This is a genomic window from Clavibacter michiganensis subsp. tessellarius (assembly GCF_021922985.1).
Taxonomy (GTDB): Bacteria; Actinomycetota; Actinomycetes; order Actinomycetales; family Microbacteriaceae; genus Clavibacter; species Clavibacter tessellarius.
In genome coordinates, this window is record NZ_CP040788.1 from 616,555 (window position 1) to 635,697 (window position 19,143).

The 19,143-nt window shown below is 73.4% G+C and carries 21 protein-coding genes; 17 read left to right on the plus strand and 4 right to left on the minus strand.

Annotated features, from left to right (window positions below):
• Positions 1 to 29: 29 nt before the first annotated feature.
• Both ffh and FGG90_RS02835 read left to right on the plus strand, forming a co-directional pair.
• Positions 30 to 1,601, plus strand: a complete 1,572-nt coding sequence (gene ffh, locus FGG90_RS02830) for a signal recognition particle protein (protein WP_094130662.1) — start codon at positions 30 to 32, stop codon at positions 1,599 to 1,601.
• Positions 1,602 to 1,746: 145 nt separating this feature from the next.
• The gene (locus FGG90_RS02835) at positions 1,747 to 2,124 is read left to right on the plus strand and encodes a VOC family protein (RefSeq protein ID WP_094130661.1); all 378 of its coding nucleotides are present in this window, start codon (positions 1,747 to 1,749) and stop codon (positions 2,122 to 2,124) included.
• 22 nt (positions 2,125 to 2,146) lie between these two features.
• Here the strand turns inward: FGG90_RS02835 and FGG90_RS02840 are convergent, their stop codons facing one another.
• A complete protein-coding gene (locus tag FGG90_RS02840; RefSeq protein WP_094130660.1) occupies positions 2,147 to 3,343 on the minus strand; it encodes a MarP family serine protease in 1,197 nt (398 codons plus the stop codon).
• A gap of 19 nt (positions 3,344 to 3,362) precedes the next feature.
• Positions 3,363 to 4,496: a glutamate--cysteine ligase gene (locus FGG90_RS02845; protein WP_165771408.1), complete on the minus strand. Its 1,134-nt coding sequence runs from the start codon at positions 4,494 to 4,496 to the stop codon at positions 3,363 to 3,365.
• 272 nt (positions 4,497 to 4,768) lie between these two features.
• Between FGG90_RS02845 and rpsP the strand changes: the two genes are divergently transcribed.
• From rpsP to trmD, 4 genes are read left to right on the plus strand one after another with little or no spacing between them, the layout of a single operon-like run.
• Positions 4,769 to 5,182 (plus strand): 30S ribosomal protein S16, encoded by a 414-nt coding sequence (gene rpsP, locus FGG90_RS02850; protein WP_094130658.1) that lies wholly within the window; start codon positions 4,769 to 4,771, stop codon positions 5,180 to 5,182.
• Between the two features lie 3 nt (positions 5,183 to 5,185).
• On the plus strand, positions 5,186 to 5,422 hold the full coding sequence (locus FGG90_RS02855) for an RNA-binding protein (protein ID WP_012038054.1): 237 nt from the start codon (positions 5,186 to 5,188) through the stop codon (positions 5,420 to 5,422).
• Complete coding sequence (gene rimM / locus FGG90_RS02860; protein ID WP_094130657.1) at positions 5,400 to 6,062, plus strand: ribosome maturation factor RimM; 663 nt, start codon at positions 5,400 to 5,402, stop codon at positions 6,060 to 6,062. The genes FGG90_RS02855 and rimM overlap by 23 nt, the downstream gene beginning before the upstream one ends.
• Before the next feature lies 1 nt (position 6,063).
• Positions 6,064 to 6,750: a tRNA (guanosine(37)-N1)-methyltransferase TrmD gene (gene trmD, locus FGG90_RS02865; RefSeq protein ID WP_094130655.1), complete on the plus strand. Its 687-nt coding sequence runs from the start codon at positions 6,064 to 6,066 to the stop codon at positions 6,748 to 6,750.
• Between the two features lie 24 nt (positions 6,751 to 6,774).
• On the opposite strand, the gene map is transcribed toward trmD, so the two are convergent.
• Complete coding sequence (map, locus tag FGG90_RS02870; protein WP_094130653.1) at positions 6,775 to 7,542, minus strand: type I methionyl aminopeptidase; 768 nt, start codon at positions 7,540 to 7,542, stop codon at positions 6,775 to 6,777.
• Positions 7,543 to 7,612: 70 nt separating this feature from the next.
• Between map and FGG90_RS02875 the strand changes: the two genes are divergently transcribed.
• The 9 genes from FGG90_RS02875 (at position 7,613) to FGG90_RS02915 (ending at position 15,011) form a co-directional block, all read left to right on the plus strand.
• Complete coding sequence (locus FGG90_RS02875) at positions 7,613 to 8,104, plus strand: hypothetical protein (RefSeq protein WP_094130651.1); 492 nt, start codon at positions 7,613 to 7,615, stop codon at positions 8,102 to 8,104.
• A 173-nt stretch (positions 8,105 to 8,277) separates the two neighbouring features.
• Positions 8,278 to 8,622: a 50S ribosomal protein L19 gene (rplS, locus tag FGG90_RS02880; protein WP_012298189.1), complete on the plus strand. Its 345-nt coding sequence runs from the start codon at positions 8,278 to 8,280 to the stop codon at positions 8,620 to 8,622.
• A gap of 66 nt (positions 8,623 to 8,688) precedes the next feature.
• Complete coding sequence (gene lepB / locus FGG90_RS02885; protein WP_094130649.1) at positions 8,689 to 9,441, plus strand: signal peptidase I; 753 nt, start codon at positions 8,689 to 8,691, stop codon at positions 9,439 to 9,441.
• Complete coding sequence (locus FGG90_RS02890) at positions 9,441 to 10,100, plus strand: ribonuclease HII (RefSeq protein WP_094130647.1); 660 nt, start codon at positions 9,441 to 9,443, stop codon at positions 10,098 to 10,100. The genes lepB and FGG90_RS02890 overlap by 1 nt, the downstream gene beginning before the upstream one ends.
• Before the next feature lie 83 nt (positions 10,101 to 10,183).
• On the plus strand, positions 10,184 to 10,507 hold the full coding sequence (locus FGG90_RS02895; RefSeq protein WP_086516136.1) for a DUF2469 family protein: 324 nt from the start codon (positions 10,184 to 10,186) through the stop codon (positions 10,505 to 10,507).
• 107 nt (positions 10,508 to 10,614) lie between these two features.
• Positions 10,615 to 10,971 carry a YraN family protein gene (locus FGG90_RS02900; protein ID WP_094130645.1) on the plus strand — a complete coding sequence of 119 codons (357 nt, stop codon included), beginning with the start codon at positions 10,615 to 10,617 and terminating at the stop codon, positions 10,969 to 10,971.
• On the plus strand, positions 10,971 to 12,518 hold the full coding sequence (locus FGG90_RS02905) for a YifB family Mg chelatase-like AAA ATPase (protein ID WP_094130643.1): 1,548 nt from the start codon (positions 10,971 to 10,973) through the stop codon (positions 12,516 to 12,518). The genes FGG90_RS02900 and FGG90_RS02905 overlap by 1 nt, the downstream gene beginning before the upstream one ends.
• A 110-nt stretch (positions 12,519 to 12,628) precedes the next feature.
• On the plus strand, positions 12,629 to 13,996 hold the full coding sequence (gene dprA, locus FGG90_RS02910; RefSeq protein ID WP_094131514.1) for a DNA-processing protein DprA: 1,368 nt from the start codon (positions 12,629 to 12,631) through the stop codon (positions 13,994 to 13,996).
• Between the two features lie 85 nt (positions 13,997 to 14,081).
• Positions 14,082 to 15,011: a tyrosine recombinase XerC gene (locus FGG90_RS02915; RefSeq protein ID WP_094130641.1), complete on the plus strand. Its 930-nt coding sequence runs from the start codon at positions 14,082 to 14,084 to the stop codon at positions 15,009 to 15,011.
• A gap of 382 nt (positions 15,012 to 15,393) precedes the next feature.
• Here FGG90_RS02915 and FGG90_RS02920 read toward each other — a convergent pair whose 3' ends face one another.
• Positions 15,394 to 15,789 (minus strand): murein hydrolase activator EnvC family protein, encoded by a 396-nt coding sequence (locus FGG90_RS02920; RefSeq protein WP_237583502.1) that lies wholly within the window; start codon positions 15,787 to 15,789, stop codon positions 15,394 to 15,396.
• Positions 15,790 to 16,372: 583 nt separating this feature from the next.
• Here FGG90_RS02920 and FGG90_RS02925 point away from each other — a divergent pair.
• Positions 16,373 to 17,848: a sugar porter family MFS transporter gene (locus tag FGG90_RS02925; RefSeq protein WP_210433069.1), complete on the plus strand. Its 1,476-nt coding sequence runs from the start codon at positions 16,373 to 16,375 to the stop codon at positions 17,846 to 17,848.
• A gap of 238 nt (positions 17,849 to 18,086) precedes the next feature.
• Positions 18,087 to 19,034, plus strand: a complete 948-nt coding sequence (gene rpsB, locus FGG90_RS02930; RefSeq protein WP_094130635.1) for a 30S ribosomal protein S2 — start codon at positions 18,087 to 18,089, stop codon at positions 19,032 to 19,034.
• Positions 19,035 to 19,143 lie beyond the last annotated feature (109 nt).

Sequence of the window (19,143 nt, forward strand, 5' to 3'; positions counted from 1 at the left end):
GCTCCGGCGCCGGTTAAGCTGGACCCACCATGGCTACCTTCGGAACACTCTCGGACCGCCTCGCCGAGACCTTCAAGAACCTGCGCGGCAAGGGCAAGCTCAGCGCCGCCGACGTCGACGGCACCGTCCGCGAGATCCGCCGCGCGCTGCTCGAGGCCGACGTCGCGCTCGACGTCGTCAAGGCGTTCACCGCGTCCGTCCGCGAGCGCGCCCTCGGCGGCGAGGTCAGCCAGGCGCTGAACCCCGCCCAGCAGGTCGTGCAGATCGTCAACGAGGAGCTCGTCGCGATCCTCGGCGGCGAGCAGCGCCGCATCCAGTTCGCGAAGCGCCCGCCGACGGTCATCATGCTCGCCGGCCTGCAGGGCGCGGGCAAGACGACCCTCGCCGGCAAGCTCGGCAAGTGGCTCGCCAAGGACGGCCACACGCCCATGCTCGTCGCGGCCGACCTCCAGCGCCCCAACGCCGTGCAGCAGCTGCAGGTCGTCGGCGAGCAGGCCGGCGTCCCCGTCTTCGCGCCCGAGCCCGGCAACGGCCGCGGCAACCCCGTCCGCGTCGCCAAGGACGCGATGAAGCACGCGGTCGACAAGCAGTACAGCGTCGTCATCATCGACACGGCCGGCCGCCTCGGCGTCGACCAGGAGCTGATGAAGCAGGCCGCGGACATCCGCAAGGCCACCGACCCCGACGAGGTCCTCTTCGTCATCGACGCCATGATCGGCCAGGACGCGGTCGCGACCGCCAAGGCCTTCCAGGACGGCGTCGACTTCACGGGCGTCGTGCTCTCCAAGCTCGACGGCGACGCGCGCGGAGGCGCGGCCCTCTCGGTCGCCTCCGTCACCGGCCGCCCGATCATGTTCGCGTCCACGGGCGAGGGCCTCGACGACTTCGAGCCCTTCCACCCCGACCGCATGGCGAGCCGCATCCTCGACCTCGGCGACATCCTCACCCTCATCGAGCAGGCCCAGCAGGCCTTCGACGAGGAGGAGGCCATGGAGGTCGCCGCGAAGCTCGCGAGCGACACCTTCACGCTCGACGACTTCCTCAAGCAGATGCAGCAGCTGCGCGGCAAGGGCTCCATCAAGAAGATGATGGGCATGCTGCCCGGCATGGGCGCCATGAAGGAGCAGTTGGAGAACTTCGACGAGAAGGAGATCGTCCGCACGGAGGCGATCATCCAGTCGATGACCAAGGCCGAGCGCCAGAACCCGAAGCTCCTCAACGGCTCGCGCCGCCTGCGCATCGCGCGCGGATCCGGCATGACCGTCACCGACGTCAACGGCCTCGTGCAGCGCTTCGAGCAGGCCTCGAAGATGATGCGCACGGTCGCCCGCGGCGGCATGCCGCAGATCCCCGGCATGGGCCCGATGCCCGGCGCCCACTCGAGCCGCAAGCCCGTGCAGCAGAAGAAGAAGGGCTCGAAGTCAGGCAACCCGGCCAAGCGCGCGCAGGAGAACGCGGCGCTCGCGTCCGGCCAGCGCATCGGCGGCCCCACGGCCCCCGCGGGCTCCGGCTTCGGCCTGGCCGGTGCGGCGAAGGGCGGCCAGGACGGCGCCCCGAGCGAGGAGGAGCTCGCCTCGCTGCAGAAGTTCCTCGGGCGCTGACCCGGCGCTCCCGCACCGCCCTCGACGGCGTCCTCCCCGCGGGGAGGGCGCCGTCGTCGCATGCCCTCGACGCGCGGGGCGCCGCGTGCCACGGTGGGATCAGCGTCGCGGCCGTCCGTCGCGGCCCGCGCGTCAGGAGCTCCCCGTGTTCGCACCCGTCGCCGCCTTCAGCGGCTTCAGCGTGGACGACGTCCCCGCCGCGCTCGCCTTCTACCGCGGCGCCCTCGGCCTGGAGGTCGAGGAGGTGCCCGAGATGGGCATGCTCCGGCTCGTGCTCCCCGGATCGGGCGCGCGCGTCCTCGTCTACCCGAAGCCGGACCACGTGCCCGCCGCGTTCACCGTCCTGAACCTCGCGGTGGAGGACGTCGAGGCCGCGGTCGTCGAGCTGAACGCGCGCGGCATCGTCACCGCGATCTACGACGGGATGCCGACGGACGCCCGCGGCATCATGCGCGGGCACGGACCCGACATCGCGTGGTTCCGCGATCCGGCCGGCAACGTCCTCTCGGTGGTGGCGGCCTGACCGGACGCGCACCCGCCCCCGCTCAGCGGACGGAGCAGCGCCCGGAGTCGACGGGCGCCGTGGCGCCGGCCTGCTGGAGCACGGGCGCGATCTCGTCGAGCGTCATGGCGTAGCCCGTCTGGGAGTCGACGGTCGAGGTCGCGAACACGAGGCCGACGACCCGGCCCTGGGCGTCGAACAGCGCGCCGCCCGAGTCGCCCGGACGGACGGTGCCGCGGACGGAGTAGATCTCCCGCGTCACCGGCTGCTCGTGCTGGATGTCGGTGCCGAGCGCCTGCATCACCTCGCGGACGCGCGCGCTGGTCGCCTGGTATGGGCCGCCGCCCGGGTAACCCGCGACGACGGCCTCGTCGGATGGGCCCAGCTCGTCGCCGAGCGCGAGCGGCGCGGCGGTGAGGCCCGGCACCGCGAGGACCGCCACGTCGCGCGCGGGATCGAACACGACCAGCTGCGCGCGCATCAGCTCGCCCGTGCCGCCGGGCTGCACGTACACCTCGTCGGATCCGGTGACGACGTGGGCGTTGGTGATCACGCGCCCGTCCTGCACGACCCAGCCGCTGCCGGCCGACGACGTGCCGCACGCGGGTGCCGAGGAGAGGATCTTCACGACGCTGCCGGCGGAGCGCCGCACCGCGTCGGGCACGTCGGCGTCGGGCGCCGCGGTGTCGGCGATGGACTCCTGCCCGTTCGCGAAGACCCGCGGGTAGCCCACGTCGTGCAGGGCGTCATCGAGCGCGGAGAGGGCGGTGCCGCTGGAGACCGGGCTGACGCGGTCGAGGGTCGCGAGGATGCGCGACGACGAGGCGAGCTGGACCGCGGGGATCACGCCGCTGGATCCGAGGAAGCCGCCGATGAACCACACCGACACGGCCCACGCGGCGAGGCCGGCCACGGCGCCGATGCCGCGGTCGAGCCCCTGCGCCGCGCCGCGCGGACGCAGCAGGCGCGTGAGCACGCTGGCGACCTGGGCGAGGATCCCGCTCACGAGCGAGGTGGTGACGAGCATCAGCAGGGCTGCGGCGACGGTCCGCATGATCCCCGTGGCCACCCCGAACTGGTCGAGGAGCGCCAGGAACGCGGGCGTGATGGCGAGGGCCAGCAGCACGCCGAGCACGATCCCGGCCAGCCCGGCGACGGTGACGATGGCCCCGCGCCGCCAGCCGGTGAGGGCCGCGACGACCGCGACGACGAGGATGACGATGTCGACGGCGGGGCTCACCTCGACAGTCTGCCCCGGCTCACCGACCGAGACCTGAGCGCAGCTCCTCGACCAGGTGCGTCACCACGGGCGCGAGCGCGCCGTCGTTCTCCTCGGCGACCCGGAGCTGCCGCTGGTAGCTCGCGCCGCCGTCGACGATGTCGAGGATCCCGGCGAGCTCGTCCCCGCAGCCGAGCTCCTCGGCGACGGGGGAGAGGCGCTCCACGAGCGCGCGCGTGTCGTCGCCGACGAGGGCCTCGTCGCCGGCCGCGTCCTGGATCACGATGGCGTCCATGCCGTACCGGGCCGCGCGCCACTTGTTCTCGCGCACGAACCACGGCTGCATCCGGGGCAGCTCCTCGCCGCGGTCGAGCGCGGCGGACATGTCGTGCACGAGGCACTGCACGAGGGCGGCCAGCGACGCGATCTCGCGCAGCGTCGAGACGCCGTCGAACACGCGCGTCTCGAGCGTTCCCCACTTCGGCGCCGGCCGGATGTCCCAGCGCAGCTCGCTGTGGTGGTCGATGACGCCGACGTGCGTCATGTCGCCCACGAGCCGCTCGTAGTCGGCCCAGGTCGTGAGGTCCGGCGGCAGCCCGGCGGTGGGCAGCTGCTGGAACATGAGCGCGCGGTTGGACGCGTATCCCGTCTCCTGCCCCGACCAGTACGGGCTCGACGCGCTGAGCGCCTGGAACCGGGGGAGGTGAACGAGCAGCGCGTTGAGGATGGGGAGCGCCTTCGCGGCGTCGTCGATGCCGACGTGCACGTGCACGCCCCAGATCATCATCTGCCGGCCCCACCACCTGGTGCGGTCGAGGAGCGTCGCGTACCGCTCGTTGTCGGGCGTCACGTCCTGGTCGGGCCACGAGCTGAACGGGTGCGTGCCGGCGCACATGAGGTCGATGCCGAGCGGGTCGGCGACGTCGACCACGCGCTCGATCAGGCGCGCGAGGTCGTCCACCGCGGCGCCGACGCGCGCGTGCGGCGCGCTCACGACCTCGACCGTGTTGGTGAGGAACTCCCCGGTCACGTGCGGGTGCGCGTCGTCGTGCGGGAACGAGCGGAGGATGTCGGGGGCGACGCCCGCGAGCTCGCCGGATCCGCGGTCGACGCACGCGAGCTCCCACTCGATCCCGACGCGGGAGGGCGGCTGCCGGGCGAAGTCGATCTGCATGCGGGTCCTGCCGTCCACGGGGTCTCGGGGCGCATGCGCCGGGTGTCGTCCGATCATGCCACGCACCCCGCGGGGCGGCCGGGCGATGACGCCGTGCGGCGCGCCGACGGGAGGGGTCCCGGCCGCGCCCGGCGTCTGCCATAATGATCTGTCGAGTCCGCGATCGTCCGACCCTCTAATCAGGCGCCGCGAGACCCCATCGAACCTATGCCGAGTGTGCCCCCACGCTCACGGCCGTCAGTTCACCCCACACAAAGAAATTCAGGAGAATTGTGGCTGTCAAGATCCGTCTGAAGCGCCTGGGCAAGATCCGCGCGCCGTACTACCGCATCGTCGTCGCCGACTCGCGCACCAAGCGCGACGGCCGCGTCATCGAGGAGATCGGCAAGTACCACCCCACCGAGGAGCCCTCGTTCATCGAGATCCAGTCGGAGCGGGCGCAGTACTGGCTCTCCGTGGGCGCGCAGCCCACCGAGCAGGTCGAGGCCCTCCTCAAGCTCACGGGCGACTGGGGTCGCTTCAAGGGGGACAAGGACGCGGTCTCCACCGTCCGCACGCGCGAGGCGAAGCCCGCCTACGTCGCCGACGAGAAGAAGAAGCCGGTCCTCAAGCCCAAGACCGAGAAGGCCGCCCCCGCGCCCGAGGCCACCGAGGCCCCGGCCGAGGCGACCGAGGAGCAGGCCTAGCCCATGCTCGCTCCCGCGCTCGCTCATCTGGTCAAGGGCATCGTCGAGCACCCGGACGACGTCTCCGTGACGAGCAAGGGATCCCCCCGCGGCGAGGTCCTCGAGGTGCGCGTGCACCCCGAGGACCTCGGCCGGGTCATCGGCCGCGCGGGTCGTACCGCGAAGGCCCTCCGGACCCTGGTGTCGGCTCTCGCCGACGGCCAGCGCGTCCGCGTCGATGTGGTGGACACCGATTCCTGAGGTCGAGGGCCGGGACCCCGCGGCGTTCCGCGTGGGCCGGCTCACCAAGGCGCACGGGCTCAAGGGCGCCGTGAAGCTCGAGCTGTTCACCGACGACCCCGCCAAGCGCTTCGTCCCCGGCGCCGAGTTCAGCCTCCAGGTGCCGGATTCCTCGCCCTGGCACGGCCGCACCCTCACCCTCACCGAGCTGCGCTGGTACAACAGCCACCCCGTCGGGTTCTTCGAGGGCGTCGCCGACCGCACGGCCGCCGAGTCGCTCGCGAAGGCCATCCTCTGGATGACGCCCCCGGCCGACGAGCCCGCCGAGCCGGACGCCTGGTACGACCACCAGCTCGTGGGCCTGAAGGTCCTCCGCGACGGCGTCGAGGTCGGCACCGTCTCGCTGGTCGACCACTTCCCGGCGCAGGACCTGCTGCACGTCGACACCCCGAACGGCACCGTCCTCGTCCCTTTCGTGCAGGCCATCGTGCCGTCGGTCGACGTCGACGCCGGCACGCTCGTGGTCACGCCGCCGCTCGGCCTCTTCGAGGACGTCGCCGAGGAGGCGGAGCCCGCGGCCGCGCCCGACGCCGCCCCGGCCGCGGAGGACGCATCCGTCCCCGGCGCGGATCCCGCGCCCGAGGGCGACGACGCCCGCTGACATGCGGATCGACATCGTCTCGATCTTCCCGGAGTTCTTCGGGGTGCTCGACATCTCCCTGCTCGGCCGCGCCCGCCAGTCCGGCCTCATCGACCTGCGCGTGCACGACCTCCGCGCCTTCACGCACGACCGGCACCGCACCGTCGACGACACCCCGTACGGCGGCGGCGCCGGCATGGTCATGCGCCCCGAGCCGTGGGGCGAGGCGATCGACGAGGTCCTGTCCGACGACACGGATCCGGTCGTCATCTTCCCGTCGCCCGCGGGCGACGTCTTCACGCAGGCGATGGCGCAGGAGCTCTCCGCGGAGCCGCACCTCGCCTTCGGCTGCGGCCGCTACGAGGGCATCGACCAGCGCGTGGTGGACCACACGGCCACCCGCGCCCGCGTGCGGCTCGTGAGCCTCGGCGACTACGTGCTCAACGGCGGCGAGGTCGCGGTCATGGCGATGATCGAGGCCATCGGGCGCCTGGTCCCCGGCGTCGTGGGCAACCCGGCGAGCCTCGTCGAGGAGAGCCACTCCGACGGGCTGCTCGAGCACCCCAGCTACACCAAGCCGCCCGAGTGGCGCGGCCTCGCGGTGCCCGACGTGCTCCGCAGCGGCAACCACGGCGCCATCGCGGCCTGGCGTCGCGAGCAGCAGCTCGAGCGCACCCAACGTGTCCGTCCGGACCTGCTGCCCGACTGACCGCAGGACGCGCGCCGTCGTCCGCTAGGAGCGCGCGGTGAGGATCAGCGGCCCGGACTCCGTGACGGCGACCGTGTGCTCCATGTGCGCGCCGCGGGAGCCGTCGGCGCTGCGGAGGGTCCAGCCGTCCTTGTCGGTGTAGATCTCGTCGGTGCTCTGCAGGAACCACGGCTCGATGGCGATCACGAGGCCCGGGCGCAGCGGCACGCCGCGGTTCGGGCGGCCCTGGTTCGCGATGTGCGGGTCGCCGTGCATCGTGCGGCCGACGCCGTGGCCGCCGAAGTCGGTGTTGACCGAGTAGCCGGCCGCGGTCGCGACCGCGCCGATGGCGGCGGAGATGTCGCCCGTGCGCCCGCCGGGCTGGGCGGCGCGGATGCCGGCTTCCAGGGCTGCGGTCGTCACCTCGATGAGGCGCACGTCCTCGGGGCGCGGGGTGCCGACGATGACGCTGACCGCGGAGTCGCTGACCCAGCCGTCGACGGACGCCGCGAAGTCGAGGCTGAGGAGGTCGCCGTCCTGCAGCCGGTAGTCGTGGGGGAGGCCGTGCAGCACGCCGTCGTTCACGGAGGTGCAGAGCACCTTCCCGAAGGGGCTCGCGCCGAACGACGGGTGGTAGTCGATGTAGCAGGACTCGGCGCCGCGCTCGCGGATCATCCGGTGCGCCGCCCGGTCGAGGTCGAGCAGGTTGACCCCCACGTCGGCCTGCGCGGCGAGCGTCGTGAGCACGTGCGCCACGAACTCCCCGGCGGGTCGCATCTGGTCCATCTCGGCGGGCGTTCGCAGTTCCATCACGCGATGGATCCTACGCGAGGGGCATCGAGGAGCCTCGGCGCCGCCCAGGTTCCGCTCCTACCATGGGTCCATGCAGCAGTCCCCGGCCCTCGCCCTCCGTCGCGCGCTGCACCGCTGGCAGCCCGTCGCCGTCGTGGTGCTCCCCGCCTGGCTCCTCGTGGGCTGGGCGGTCTTCGGCTCCGGCGGCTGGGAGCTGCTCCTCGTGATCATCGCGGCCGGCGCCCTCGGCATCGCGCTCCTCGTGGGCCTCGGGCTCGTGCGCGCCCGCCGGTCGGTGCGCGAGTCGCGGGCCGTGTCGCCCGCCGACGCGGTCGCGCTCGGGGCGCTCACGCTCGCCGTCCTGGGCGCCGGCACCTACTCGGTCGTGAGCACCTGGTGCGCCGTGGCGGCCGTGCTGGCGCTGGTCGCGCTCCTCGTCCTCGCGGTCCGCCAGCTGCTCGTCGAGACCCGGCAGCGCATGCAGGAGGTCGTCTCCGTCCTCGAGCGCGACGCCCAGCCGCGTCCGCCGGAGTGGAAGGCGGCCGAGGGCCCGGACGCCGGCCGCACCATCCGCCTCGACTGACCCGCGCCCTCCGTCGGTCCTCCGCTTTGCGCTCGACGCGCCCGAGGTGACACAATGGGCGATCGTGCCTGCCGTCGACCCTGCCACGGGGGAGTCGGCCACTCATGCGGGCCGTTCCCCTTCCAGACATTGATGCGCAGTCGACCCGTGGCGGTTGCAGAGAGCGGTACACCATGCACATCCTCGATTCCGTCGACAAGGCGTCGCTGCGGTCGGACATCCCCGACTTCCGCGCCGGCGACACGGTCAAGGTCCACGTCAACATCGTCGAGGGCAGCCGCTCGCGCATCCAGGTGTTCCAGGGCATCGTCATCGGCCGTCAGGGCGAGGGCGTCCGCGAGACGTTCTGCGTCCGCAAGGTCAGCTTCCAGGTCGGCGTCGAGCGCACCTTCCCGGTTCACTCCCCGGTCATCGACCACATCGAGGTCGTGACGCGCGGCGACGTGCGCCGCGCGAAGCTCTACTTCCTGCGCGACCTGCGCGGCAAGAAGGCGAAGATCAAGGAGAAGCGCTCCTAGCGCATCCCCACCTGTCCTCCGACCGAGCTCCCGGCATCTACACTTGCCGGGAGCTCAGGCGGTTAAATGACAGACAGCACGGCGCCCACGGACACCAGATCCTCGGGCAGGCACAGCGACAAGCGTTCGCGCGGATGGAAGACGTTCCTGCGGGACGTCCTCGTCATCTTCGTGGTGGCCCTCCTCGTATCGGTCCTGATCAAGGCGTTCCTGATCCGGTCGTTCTACATCCCGTCGTCCTCCATGGAGGACACGCTGCAGATCGACGACCGCATCGTCGTGAACCAGCTCACGCCGAAGTTCGTGCCGCTGGAGCATGGCGACGTGGTCGTGTTCCGGGATCCCGGCGGGTGGCTCACCCCCTCGCCCCAGGTCGAGAAGCCGCCCATCGCGGCCGCAGTCGACTGGGCCCTCACGGCCGTGGGGCTGTCCGCGTCCGACAGCAATGATCACCTGATCAAGCGGCTCATCGGTCTGCCAGGCGACCACGTCGTCTGCTGCAACTCCCTCGGCCAGATGAGCGTGAACGACGTGCCGCTGGACGAGCCCTACATCAAGCTCGTCCCCGGCGTCACACGTGCGTCCGACGTCGACTTCGACGTCACCGTCCCGGCGGACTCGCTCTGGGTGATGGGCGACAACCGCGGCAACTCCTGGGACTCCCGGTACAACCAGGACGGTCCCACCAGGGGCTTCGTCCCCATCGACCACGTGGTCGGCCGGGCCTTCGTCATCACCTGGCCCATCGACCGCTGGTCGATCCTCAGCGACCACCCGGAGACGTTCGGCGACGTGCCGGACCCCGTCCCCGCGGGCTGATGCCCGTCCAGGACCCGACGCTCGAGCTCGAGCGGGAGCTCCTCGCCGCCGGCGCGGCCCTCGTCATCGGCTGCGACGAGGTCGGTCGCGGCGCCCTCGCCGGGCCCGTCGCGGTCGGCATGGCCGCGGTCGGGTCGGATGCCGGGGCCTTCCCGGCCGGTCTCCGCGACTCCAAGATGCTCAGCGCGAAGCGTCGCGAGGCGCTCCATCCCGTCGTCTCGGGGTGGGTGCGCCACTCGGCGATCGGCATGGCCTCCGCGGCGGAGGTCGACGAGCTCGGCATCACGGCGTGCCTCGGACTCGCCGGGCGCCGCGCGCTGGTCGAGCTGCACCACGCGGGCGTGCCGCTGCTCGCCAGCGTCGTCCTGCTCGACGGCGCGCACGACTGGCTGACCCCGCACCTCGCGCATCCCGTGCCGGTGCGGATGCGCGTCAAGGCCGACCGCGACTGCGCCTCCGTGGCCGCCGCGTCCGTGCTCGCCAAGGTGGAGCGCGACCGCATGATGACCGCGTGGCACGAGGACCATCCGGAGTACGGCTGGGCGGGCAACAAGGGCTACGGCAGCTCCGCGCACCTTGACGCCATCCGCGAGCGCGGCGCGTCGGCCCTGCACCGCCGCACGTGGCTCACCGGGGTCCTCGCGGGCTCGTCGTCCTGACGCACGGGGCCGGGCGGAGCCGGCGGGCGCCGACACGGCCGGCGGAGGGTGACGTCCTCCCGGGCGGATAGGATCGACGGACCATGGATGACGACGAGTTCGAGGACTACGACCGCGAGGTGGAGCTCGCGCTCTACCGCGAGTACCGGGACATCGTGTCCCAGTTCAAGTACGTGGTCGAGACCGAGCGGCGCTTCTACCTCGCGAACGAGGTCGAGCTCGTGCGCCGCGACACGGAGCACGACTTCTACTTCGAGCTGAGCATGAGCGACGTGTGGGTGTGGGACGTGTACCGCTCCGACCGCTTCGTGAAGTCCGTGCGCGTGCTCACCTTCAAGGACGTCAACGTCGAGGAGCTCTCGGCCAAGGAGTTCGAGCTCCCCAAGGAGCTCGCCATCGACGAGTAGGGCGCTCCGCCCCCTCCCCAGGCGCACGATCCCGGCGTGAGGCACGTGTTCCTCCGTGGACCCCCTCGCCGCCGTGCGCGTCGCGCATCCTCCTCGCGGAGGTGCCCATGACACGCACGCAGGACCTGGGACGACGCGGCGAGGATCTCGCCGCACGGCATCTGATCGCGCGGGGATACGCGCTCGTCGAGCGCAACTGGCGCTGCCGCGAGGGCGAGATCGACCTCGTGATGCGCCACGCGGGCACCACGGTGCTCGTGGAGGTGAAGACCCGGGCGGGCCTGGGGTACGGGCATCCGCTGGAGGCCGTGACGCGGGCCAAGGCCGCGCGGCTCCGCGTGCTCGCCGGGCTGTGGTGCCAGGAGCACCCGGAGCACCGCGGACCCGTCCGCATCGACGTCGTCGGCGTGGTCTGGCCGCCGGGTGCGGCGCCCACCGTCGACGTCATCCGGAGCGCCTGCTGATGGCCGTGGGACGCACGCTGGCCGTCGCCCTCTCCGGGCTCGACGGCTCGCTCGTCGACGTCGAGGCGGACATCACGAGCCAGCTGCCCGGCTTCGTCCTCATCGGGCTCCCGGATGCCGCGCTGAGCCAGGCCCGGGAGCGCGTGCGCGCCGCCACGGGGAACGCGGGATGCGAGTTCCCGGTCCGTCGCGTCACCGTCAACCTGTCGCCGGCCGTGCTGCCCAAGCACGGCTCCGGGTTCGACCTCGCCATCGCGCTGGCGGTGCTGGCCGCCGGCGGATCCGTCTCGGCCGAGTCCGTCGCCGGCACGGTGCACCTCGGCGAGCTCGGGCTCGACGGACGCCTGCGCCCCACGCACGGCGTGCTCCCCGCCGTGCTCGCCGCCCGACGCGCGGGCTGCCGCCGCGTCATGGTGCCGCGCTGCCACGCCGACGAGGCGTCGCTCGTGCCGGACATGCACGTGGTGGCCGTGTCCGGGCTGCGCGAGGCGGCGATCCACCACGGCGCCGAGCTGGAGCCGGAGCCGGATGACGGGGACGTCACCGGAGCTGCGCCGCCATCCGCCGCCGTCCTCCCGGTGTCGGTCGATCCGGCCCCCTGCCTCGGGGACGTCGTGGGCAACGAGGAGGCCGTCGAGGCGCTCGTCGTGGCGGCGGCCGGCGGGCACCACATGTTCCTGCTCGGTCCACCGGGCGCGGGGAAGACCATGCTCGCGCAACGGCTGCCGGGTCTCCTGCCCGACCTCGACGAGGAGGCGGCGCTCGAGGTCGGCTGCGTCCGGTCCCTGTGCGGCGACCAGCTCGGTCCGGAGCTGCCCGTGCGTCCGCCGCTGGAGGCGCCGCATCACACGGCGAGCGCCGCCGGGCTCGTCGGCGGCGGGAGCGGCCGCATCCGACCGGGAGCCGCCGTCCGCGCCAGCGGGGGAGTGCTGTTCCTCGACGAGGCTCCGGAGTTCTCGGGCGCGGTGCTCGACTGCCTGCGGCAGCCGTTGGAGTCGGGGGTGGTGAGCATCCACCGTGCCAACGGCGTCGCGCACTTCCCCGGCCGCTTCCAGCTGGTGATGGCGGCGAACCCGTGCCCGTGCGGCTCCTTCGGCGTGCCGGGCGCGGACTGCACGTGCCCGCCGCAGGCTCGCCGTCGGTACCTGGCCCGCCTGTCGGGTCCGCTCATGGACCGCATGGACATCCGGCTCACCGTGCGCCGGGTCACGAGCGCGGTCCACCGCGCCGCCGACGGGACGCCTCGCACGACCACCGCATCCGGCCGCGCCCGCGTCTCCGTCGCCCGCGCCGCCGCCGCCGAGCGCTGGTCCGCGACGCCGTGGAGGGTCAACGCCCACGCATCCGGGACGTGGCTCCGGCGGGAGGCGCGCCTCGGCCGCGGCACCACCGCCTCGCTCGACCGCGCCCTCGACCGCGGGCTCATCACGATGCGGGGGTACGACCGCGTGCTCCGCATCGGCTGGACGCTGGCCGACCTCGACGGTGCCCCGCGTCCGGACGCCGACCACCTCGGCCGCGCCCTCCTCCTGCGGGGTGCGTCGTGACGGACGGCGGCGTGCGCGCGGCGGCCGCGCACGACGGCTCCGGCGTCGACCCCGTCACCCACGCCGAAGCCCCCGGCACGGCGCGGGCTCGGGCGGTCGCGAGGCTCGGCATGTCCGCGGGCGAGGCGCGGGAGCTCGTCGCGGCCCTCCGGCCGACGGCGGGCATCGAGGGCGACCTCGACGCAGACGACGCACCGGAGATCATCGCGCGTTGCACCTGGTCCGGCATCGCGGAGCCGGGTGACCGCGTCGCCGGTGCTGTCGTGGGGGTGCTGGGAGCTACGGGCGCCCTCGCTGCGGTGGTCGACGCGCGGGACGCGGACGCCGTCGTCGGCCGGATGGTCGACGCCGGGCTCGTCCTCGCCCCGGACAGCCGCGACGCCCTCGTCGACGAGGTGCGCGCCGCCCTCGACCGATGGCGGCCGCGGGTCGTGCGCACCGAGGCGATGGCCCGGCTGCACGCCGCACGCACCGTCGGCGCGGGCGTGCTGGTGCCCGGTGATCCCGCCTGGCCCGGCGGAGCCGACGACCTCGGGCCCCATGCTCCGCTCGTCCTCTGGTGGACCGGCGAACAGCGGGCCCTGGCCGCCCTGTCGAGGTCCGTCGCGGTCGTCGGCGCCCGGGCCGCCACGGGATACGGGGAGCACGTCACGGCGGAGCTCGCCAGCGGGCTCGTCGACCGCGGCGTGGAGATCGTGTCGGGCGGGGCGTACGGGATCGACGGCGTCGCCCACCGAGCGGCGATCGCGTCCGGCGGCAGGACCGTCGCTTTCCTGGCCGGGGGCGTCGACCGCCTGTACCCGTCCGGGCACACGGAGCTCTTCGGCCGGATGCGACGGGACGGCGCCGTCGTGTCCGAGCTGCCCTGCGGCGCGTCGCCCACCCGCTGGAGGTTCCTCCTACGCAATCGACTCATCGCGGCCGTCAGCGCCGCCACCGTCGTGGTGGAGGCGGGAGCGCGCAGCGGGTCGCTCAACACCGCCAACCACGCGCTGGCGCTGGAGCGACCGCTGGGGGCGGTGCCCGGCCCCGTGACGAGCGTCTCCTCGTCCGGCTGCCACCGGCTGATCCGCGACTCCGGGGCCGTCTGCATCACCTCGGCGGAGGAGGCGATGGAGCTCGTCCCGGGCTGGAGCGGCAGCGCGGCGGAGGGGGCGCGCGGGCTCCCCCCGCAGTCGGCTGCGTCGCCCGCATCGCCGGGAGCGGCGCCGTCGCGGGGCGCCGCCGCGCGTCCGCGCGGCCCGGGTGTGGAGGAGGACGGGCGCGCGGCCTCGTCGGGGACGGATCGCACCGACGATCCGCGCGCGACGCGCGTGCTCGACGCGTTGAGCACGCGGCGCGGTCGGGAGACCTCCGACGTCGCGTCCCGGGCGGGGCTGGGCGTCGCGGAGACGTCCTCCGTCCTCGGGCGGCTCGAGCTGGAGGGCCTGGTCGCGCGTCCGGACGGGGGCTGGGTCCGGCGACCGGCGGCGCGATGACCGTGGCCGCGCCGCGCGCGGACCGGCGCCGCCCCGGCCGGCGCGGAGGGCCCGGTCGCGGCGGAGGAGCACGTAGCCTTCCGGCATGGAGACCCTCCGGACCGGTCGAACGCCCCTCGAGCAGGACATCGAGGACTTCGGCGTCGCGCTCCGGCTCGAGCGGGGGAGCTCGACGAACACCGTGCGGTCCTACGCGTCCGACCTGCACGACCTGGCTGCGCATGCCGCGAGGCAGGGCGTCACGGCCGCCGACGACCTCGACCTCGAGCTGCTGCGCGACTGGATGTGGCGCGCGTCCCAGGCGCGGCTCGCCCCCGCGACGCTCGCCCGGCGCTCCGCGGCCGTCCGCGGCTTCGGCGCGTGGCTCGTCCGCCAGGGTCGGATCGACGCAGATCCCGCGGCGCGTCTCAAGGCGCCCCGCGCCGGGGCGCATCTCCCGCGCGTCCTCGCCCGAGAGCAGATGTCGGCCCTCCTCGACGGGCTCGCAGCGCGCGCGGCGGAGGACGACCCGGTCGCCCTCCGCGACCTGGCGGCGGTCGAGCTGCTCTACGCCTCGGCGCTCCGCGTCTCGGAGCTCACCGGGCTCGACGTCGGCGACGTCGACGCGTCCCGATTGACGGCGCGCGTGGTCGGCAAGGGCGACCGGGAGCGCGTCGTGCCGTTCGGCGTCCCCGCGGCCGAGGCGCTGGACGCCTACGTCACGCGCGGCCGGCCGCGTCTCGTCACCCCGCGGACAGGCGCTGCCCTGCTGCTCGGCGCGCGCGGCGGGCGACTCGGATCGCGTGCCGTCTACGGGCTCGTCGCCTCGCTCCTCGAGGGCATCCCCGGATCGGGTCCGCAGGGACCGCACGCGCTCCGGCACACGGCCGCGACCCACCTCCTGGACGGCGGCGCGGACCTCCGCACCGTGCAGGAGATGCTCGGGCACGCCAGCCTCGGGACCACGCAGATCTACACCCACGTCTCCGTGGACCGGCTGCGTCGCAGCTACGTGGGCGCGCACCCGCGGGCCTGAGACGTGGACGAGCGCGTCTCCCGGTACGCACCGCGGGCTCGCGACGCGGACGAGCGCGCCTCCCGATGCGCATCGCGGGCTCGCGACGCGAACGGACGCGTCCGACCCGCGCCCACCCGCGGGCTCGTGACGCGGACGGACGCGTCCGCGCGGGCGGCTCGACGCAGGCCCTCCGTGGTGGTCGGTCGGCGGTCTCCGCGCTCGCGAGAGGGGACCGATCGTCAGTGTCAGCCGACACGCGCACCCGGAGGCGGATCGTCGCGCCCGCCCGCCCGCCCGCCCGCCCGTGCGCCCGTACGCACGTCCGCACGTACGCCCGGACGTACGCCCGGACGCGCGCCCGGACGCGCGCTCGATCGCGCGCGCAGCCGAGCCCGCCACGTCACGGGTCGAGCGGCAGCAGCACCGCGTGGCGGAGGGAGGCGAGGAGCAGGGCCGGATCCACGTACTCGCCGACGAGCCGGGCGCCGAGATGGACTCCGCCGTCGGGCTCGTGCCGGGGCTCGACGGCCACGGTGCCGATGACCTGCCCGGCCGACACCCGCTCGCCGGCCGAGACGGCCGGGACGACGGGCTCCACGGAGGACACGAGCCCGTCCGCGTGACGGATGCTCACGACGGGCCGGTCGACCACGACGCCCGCGAAGGACACCGTGCCGTCGGCCGGCGCCAGGACCTCGGCGCCCGGATCCGCCGCGACGTCGATGCCGCGGTGGCCCGGGCCGTACGCGGTGGTGGGAGGCGAGAACGGGCGGGTGATGAGGTGCGGGGGCCGCACCGGCCACTGCCATCGGGGCGCCGCCGACGATGTCGACGCGGGTCCACGGCCCGCGCCGCCGACATCCGCGGACACCGGGGCGGGCGATGCCGACCCTCGGCCGTCGCCGGTCGCGGAAGCGGCGACCGCGCGCGGGACCGGCCCGACCGCCTCCGCCGTCCCGCTCGGGCAGGCGGGCGCCACGGCCAGGCCGAACGCCATCCCGGCGATGAGGACGGCGCTGCCGGCCGCCCGGACCGTCCTGCGCCCCCGTCCCCCTTCCCGGCAGCATGCCGGAAGCCGCAGGCCGTCCGCGCCCGCCGCCGCGGATCCCGCCGGCCGCGTCGCCCGCCCCGCCGACGGCGAGCCCGTGAGCGCCCGAGTCCCGGTCATGGCCTGTGTCCCCGCCCGTCCCACACGCACCCGCACCTGGTCCCGGTCCCGCCCCCGCTGCCGCACCCGCTGCCGCCCCCGCTCCCGCTGCCGCACCCGCATCCGCATCCGCTCCCGCCTCCCGTCCCGCGACACCCCGCGCGCCGTCGTCCCGGGTCAGGATGCGCGCCCGCTAGCACGCCCGCCGCGGGGCGACCCGCACCGCGGAGAAGTGGCAGAGTGGTCCGTTGTGAACGAGACGACGACCCCCCGGGATGACAAGAAGCTCCAGCGACGCGCGATCGGGCTGGCCGTCTCGGCCGCGGTGGGGGGCTTCCTCTTCGGGTTCGACTCCTCGGTCATCAACGGCGCGGTGTCCGCGATCCAGGGTCGCTTCGAGCTGAGCGAGACGCTCATCGGCTTCGCGGTCGCGAGCGCGCTCCTCGGCTGCGCCCTCGGCGCCTACCTCGCCGGCCGCATCGCGGACCGCTTCGGGCGGCGCTGGACCATGATCGCGGGCGCGTTCTTCTTCTTCGTCAGCGCCTTCGGCTCCGGCTTCGCGTTCAGCGTCTGGGACCTCACCATCTGGCGCGTCGTCGGCGGCCTCGGCATCGGGATCGCCTCGGTCGTGGCCCCCGCCTACATCGCGGAGATCTCGCCGAAGCTCCTCCGCGGCCGGCTCGCGTCGCTCCAGCAGCTCGCGATCACGCTCGGCATCTTCACCGCCCTCCTCTCGGACGCGGTCTTCTCCGGCGCCGCGGGCGGCGCGTCCGAGGGCTTCTGGTTCGGCCTCGAGGCGTGGCGCTGGATGCTCCTCGTCTGCGCGATCCCGGCCGTGATCTACGGCTTCCTCGCCTTCCGCCTGCCGGAGTCCCCGCGCTTCCTGGTGGAGAAGGGCCGCAAGGACGAGGCGCAGGAGATCCTCGCGAGCGTCTGGAAGCAGGAGGACATCGACCGCGCGAGCCGCGACCTCGAGCGCCAGATCGAGGAGGACCGCGTCGCCAAGCGCACGGGGACGCTCCGCGGCAACAAGCTGGGCCTCCAGGGCATCGTCTGGATCGGCATCATCCTGTCGGTGTTCCAGCAGTTCGTCGGCATCAACGTGATCTTCTACTACTCCACGACGCTCTGGCAGGCCGTCGGCTTCGACGAGTCCCAGTCGCTCACGACCTCGGTCATCACCGCCGTCACGAACGTCGCCGTCACCTTCATCGCCATCGCGCTCGTCGACCGCATCGGCCGCCGCCCGATCCTGCTGACCGGCTCGCTCGCGATGGCCGTATCCCTCGCCGTTATGGCCATCTGCTTCAGCCAGTCCGCGACCGTCGACGGAGAGGTCGCCCTGCCGCAGCCCTTCGGCGTCATCGCGATCATCGCGGCCAACGTCTTCGTCATCGGGTTCGGCGCCTCGTGGGGCCCGCTCGTCTGGGTGCTGCTCGGCGAGATCTTCCCGAACCGCATCCGCGCGAAGGCGCTCGGCGTCGCCGCGATGGCCCAGTGGATCGCCAACTTCGCCATCACGGTCTCGTTCCCCGCGCTCTCCGCGTTCTCGCTGCCCTTCACCTACGGCATGTACGCCGCGTTCGCCGCCCTCTCGTTCGTCTTCGTCCTCACGAAGATCCCCGAGACCAACGGCATGTCGCTCGAGGAGGCCGAGACGCTCTTCGTCGACAAGCCCAAGAAGCGCAAGGACGCGGCGCGCGCCTGATCCGCCGCGCCGCCCGGCGCAGCGCCCCGCGGGTGCTACCATCGAGCAGCACCCGATCCAGGTCGGGTGACTACGCGTGCCCATCAGGCCTCCGCATCCACTCGGTCTCCTCGTGGCGATGATCCCAATCGCCGAAGGAGCGGATGCGCGCCGGGCACCAGGATCAGCGGTCGTCCCGACCGCCGAGCGAACCGACGAGGCGCGCCGCGTGAGCGCGCGCCGGAACAGGAGTACGGCCATGGCCGTCGTCACCATCCGCCAGCTGCTCGACTGCGGCGTCCACTTCGGTCACCCGAAGACGCGCTGGAACCCGAAGATGAAGCGCTTCATCTTCACCGAGCGCTCCGGCATCTACATCATCGACCTGCAGCAGTCGCTGGCCCTCATCGACAAGGCCTACGACTTCGTCAAGGAGACCGTCGCCCACGGCGGCACCATCCTCTTCGTCGGCACGAAGAAGCAGGCGCAGGAGTCCATCGCCGAGCAGGCGCAGCGCGTCGGCCAGCCCTACGTGAACCAGCGCTGGCTGGGTGGTCTGCTGACCAACTTCCAGACCGTGCACAAGCGCCTCAACCGCCTCAAGGAGCTCGACCTCGTCGACTTCGACGACACGACGCGCGGCTTCACCAAGAAGGAGCTCCTCATCCAGCGTCGCGAGCGCGACAAGCTGGAGAAGAGCCTCGGCGGCATCCGGAACCTCACCAAGACGCCGTCGGCGATGTGGGTCGTGGACACCAAGAAGGAGCACCTCGCCATCGACGAGGCGCGCAAGCTCGGCATCCCCGTCATCGGCATCCTCGACACCAACTGCGACCCCGACGAGGTCCAGTACCCGATCCCGGGCAACGACGACGCGATCCGCTCCGTCGCGCTGCTGACGCGCATCATCGCCGACGCCGCCGCCGAGGGCCTCATCCAGCGCCACCAGAAGCCCGACGCCGAGGGCTCCGCCCCCGCCGAGCCGCTGGCCGACTGGGAGCGCGAGCTCCTCGAGCAGGGCGACGCCGCGAAGGCCGCGCTGCCCGTCGAGGAGAACGACGTCGACGCCGAGGTCTCCGCCAAGAACGAGGCGAAGTCCGAGGACGAGGTCGCCGCCCCCGTGCACGCCCCCGAGTCCGACGACGCCACCGAGGCGAAGATCGAGGCCGAGGCGACCGACGCCGAGAAGGCGCCTGCCTCCGAGTAGTCCGACCACACGCACCATCCCGACGGGCGGGCGCGGGGAACCGCGTCCGCCCGTCGGGCTCTCACCACCGGCTGAACCCCGGATCATCACCTACAGAAGGAGTCCATGA

What these genes read in the sequence shown, in the direction of transcription:
- ffh (WP_094130662.1), top strand. Translation starts at nt 30, where the DNA reads ATGGCTACCTTCGGAACACTCTCGGACCGCCTCGCCGAGACCTTCAAG.
- FGG90_RS02845 (WP_165771408.1), bottom strand. Translation starts at nt 4,496, where the DNA reads ATGCAGATCGACTTCGCCCGGCAGCCGCCCTCCCGCGTCGGGATCGAG.
- FGG90_RS02855 (WP_012038054.1), top strand. Translation starts at nt 5,186, where the DNA reads ATGCTCGCTCCCGCGCTCGCTCATCTGGTCAAGGGCATCGTCGAGCAC.
- rimM (WP_094130657.1), top strand. Translation starts at nt 5,400, where the DNA reads ATGTGGTGGACACCGATTCCTGAGGTCGAGGGCCGGGACCCCGCGGCG.
- trmD (WP_094130655.1), top strand. Translation starts at nt 6,064, where the DNA reads ATGCGGATCGACATCGTCTCGATCTTCCCGGAGTTCTTCGGGGTGCTC.
- FGG90_RS02875 (WP_094130651.1), top strand. Translation starts at nt 7,613, where the DNA reads ATGCAGCAGTCCCCGGCCCTCGCCCTCCGTCGCGCGCTGCACCGCTGG.
- rplS (WP_012298189.1), top strand. Translation starts at nt 8,278, where the DNA reads ATGCACATCCTCGATTCCGTCGACAAGGCGTCGCTGCGGTCGGACATC.
- lepB (WP_094130649.1), top strand. Translation starts at nt 8,689, where the DNA reads ATGACAGACAGCACGGCGCCCACGGACACCAGATCCTCGGGCAGGCAC.
- FGG90_RS02890 (WP_094130647.1), top strand. Translation starts at nt 9,441, where the DNA reads ATGCCCGTCCAGGACCCGACGCTCGAGCTCGAGCGGGAGCTCCTCGCC.
- FGG90_RS02895 (WP_086516136.1), top strand. Translation starts at nt 10,184, where the DNA reads ATGGATGACGACGAGTTCGAGGACTACGACCGCGAGGTGGAGCTCGCG.
- FGG90_RS02900 (WP_094130645.1), top strand. Translation starts at nt 10,615, where the DNA reads ATGACACGCACGCAGGACCTGGGACGACGCGGCGAGGATCTCGCCGCA.
- FGG90_RS02905 (WP_094130643.1), top strand. Translation starts at nt 10,971, where the DNA reads ATGGCCGTGGGACGCACGCTGGCCGTCGCCCTCTCCGGGCTCGACGGC.
- dprA (WP_094131514.1), top strand. Translation starts at nt 12,629, where the DNA reads ATGTCCGCGGGCGAGGCGCGGGAGCTCGTCGCGGCCCTCCGGCCGACG.
- FGG90_RS02915 (WP_094130641.1), top strand. Translation starts at nt 14,082, where the DNA reads ATGGAGACCCTCCGGACCGGTCGAACGCCCCTCGAGCAGGACATCGAG.
- rpsB (WP_094130635.1), top strand. Translation starts at nt 18,087, where the DNA reads ATGGCCGTCGTCACCATCCGCCAGCTGCTCGACTGCGGCGTCCACTTC.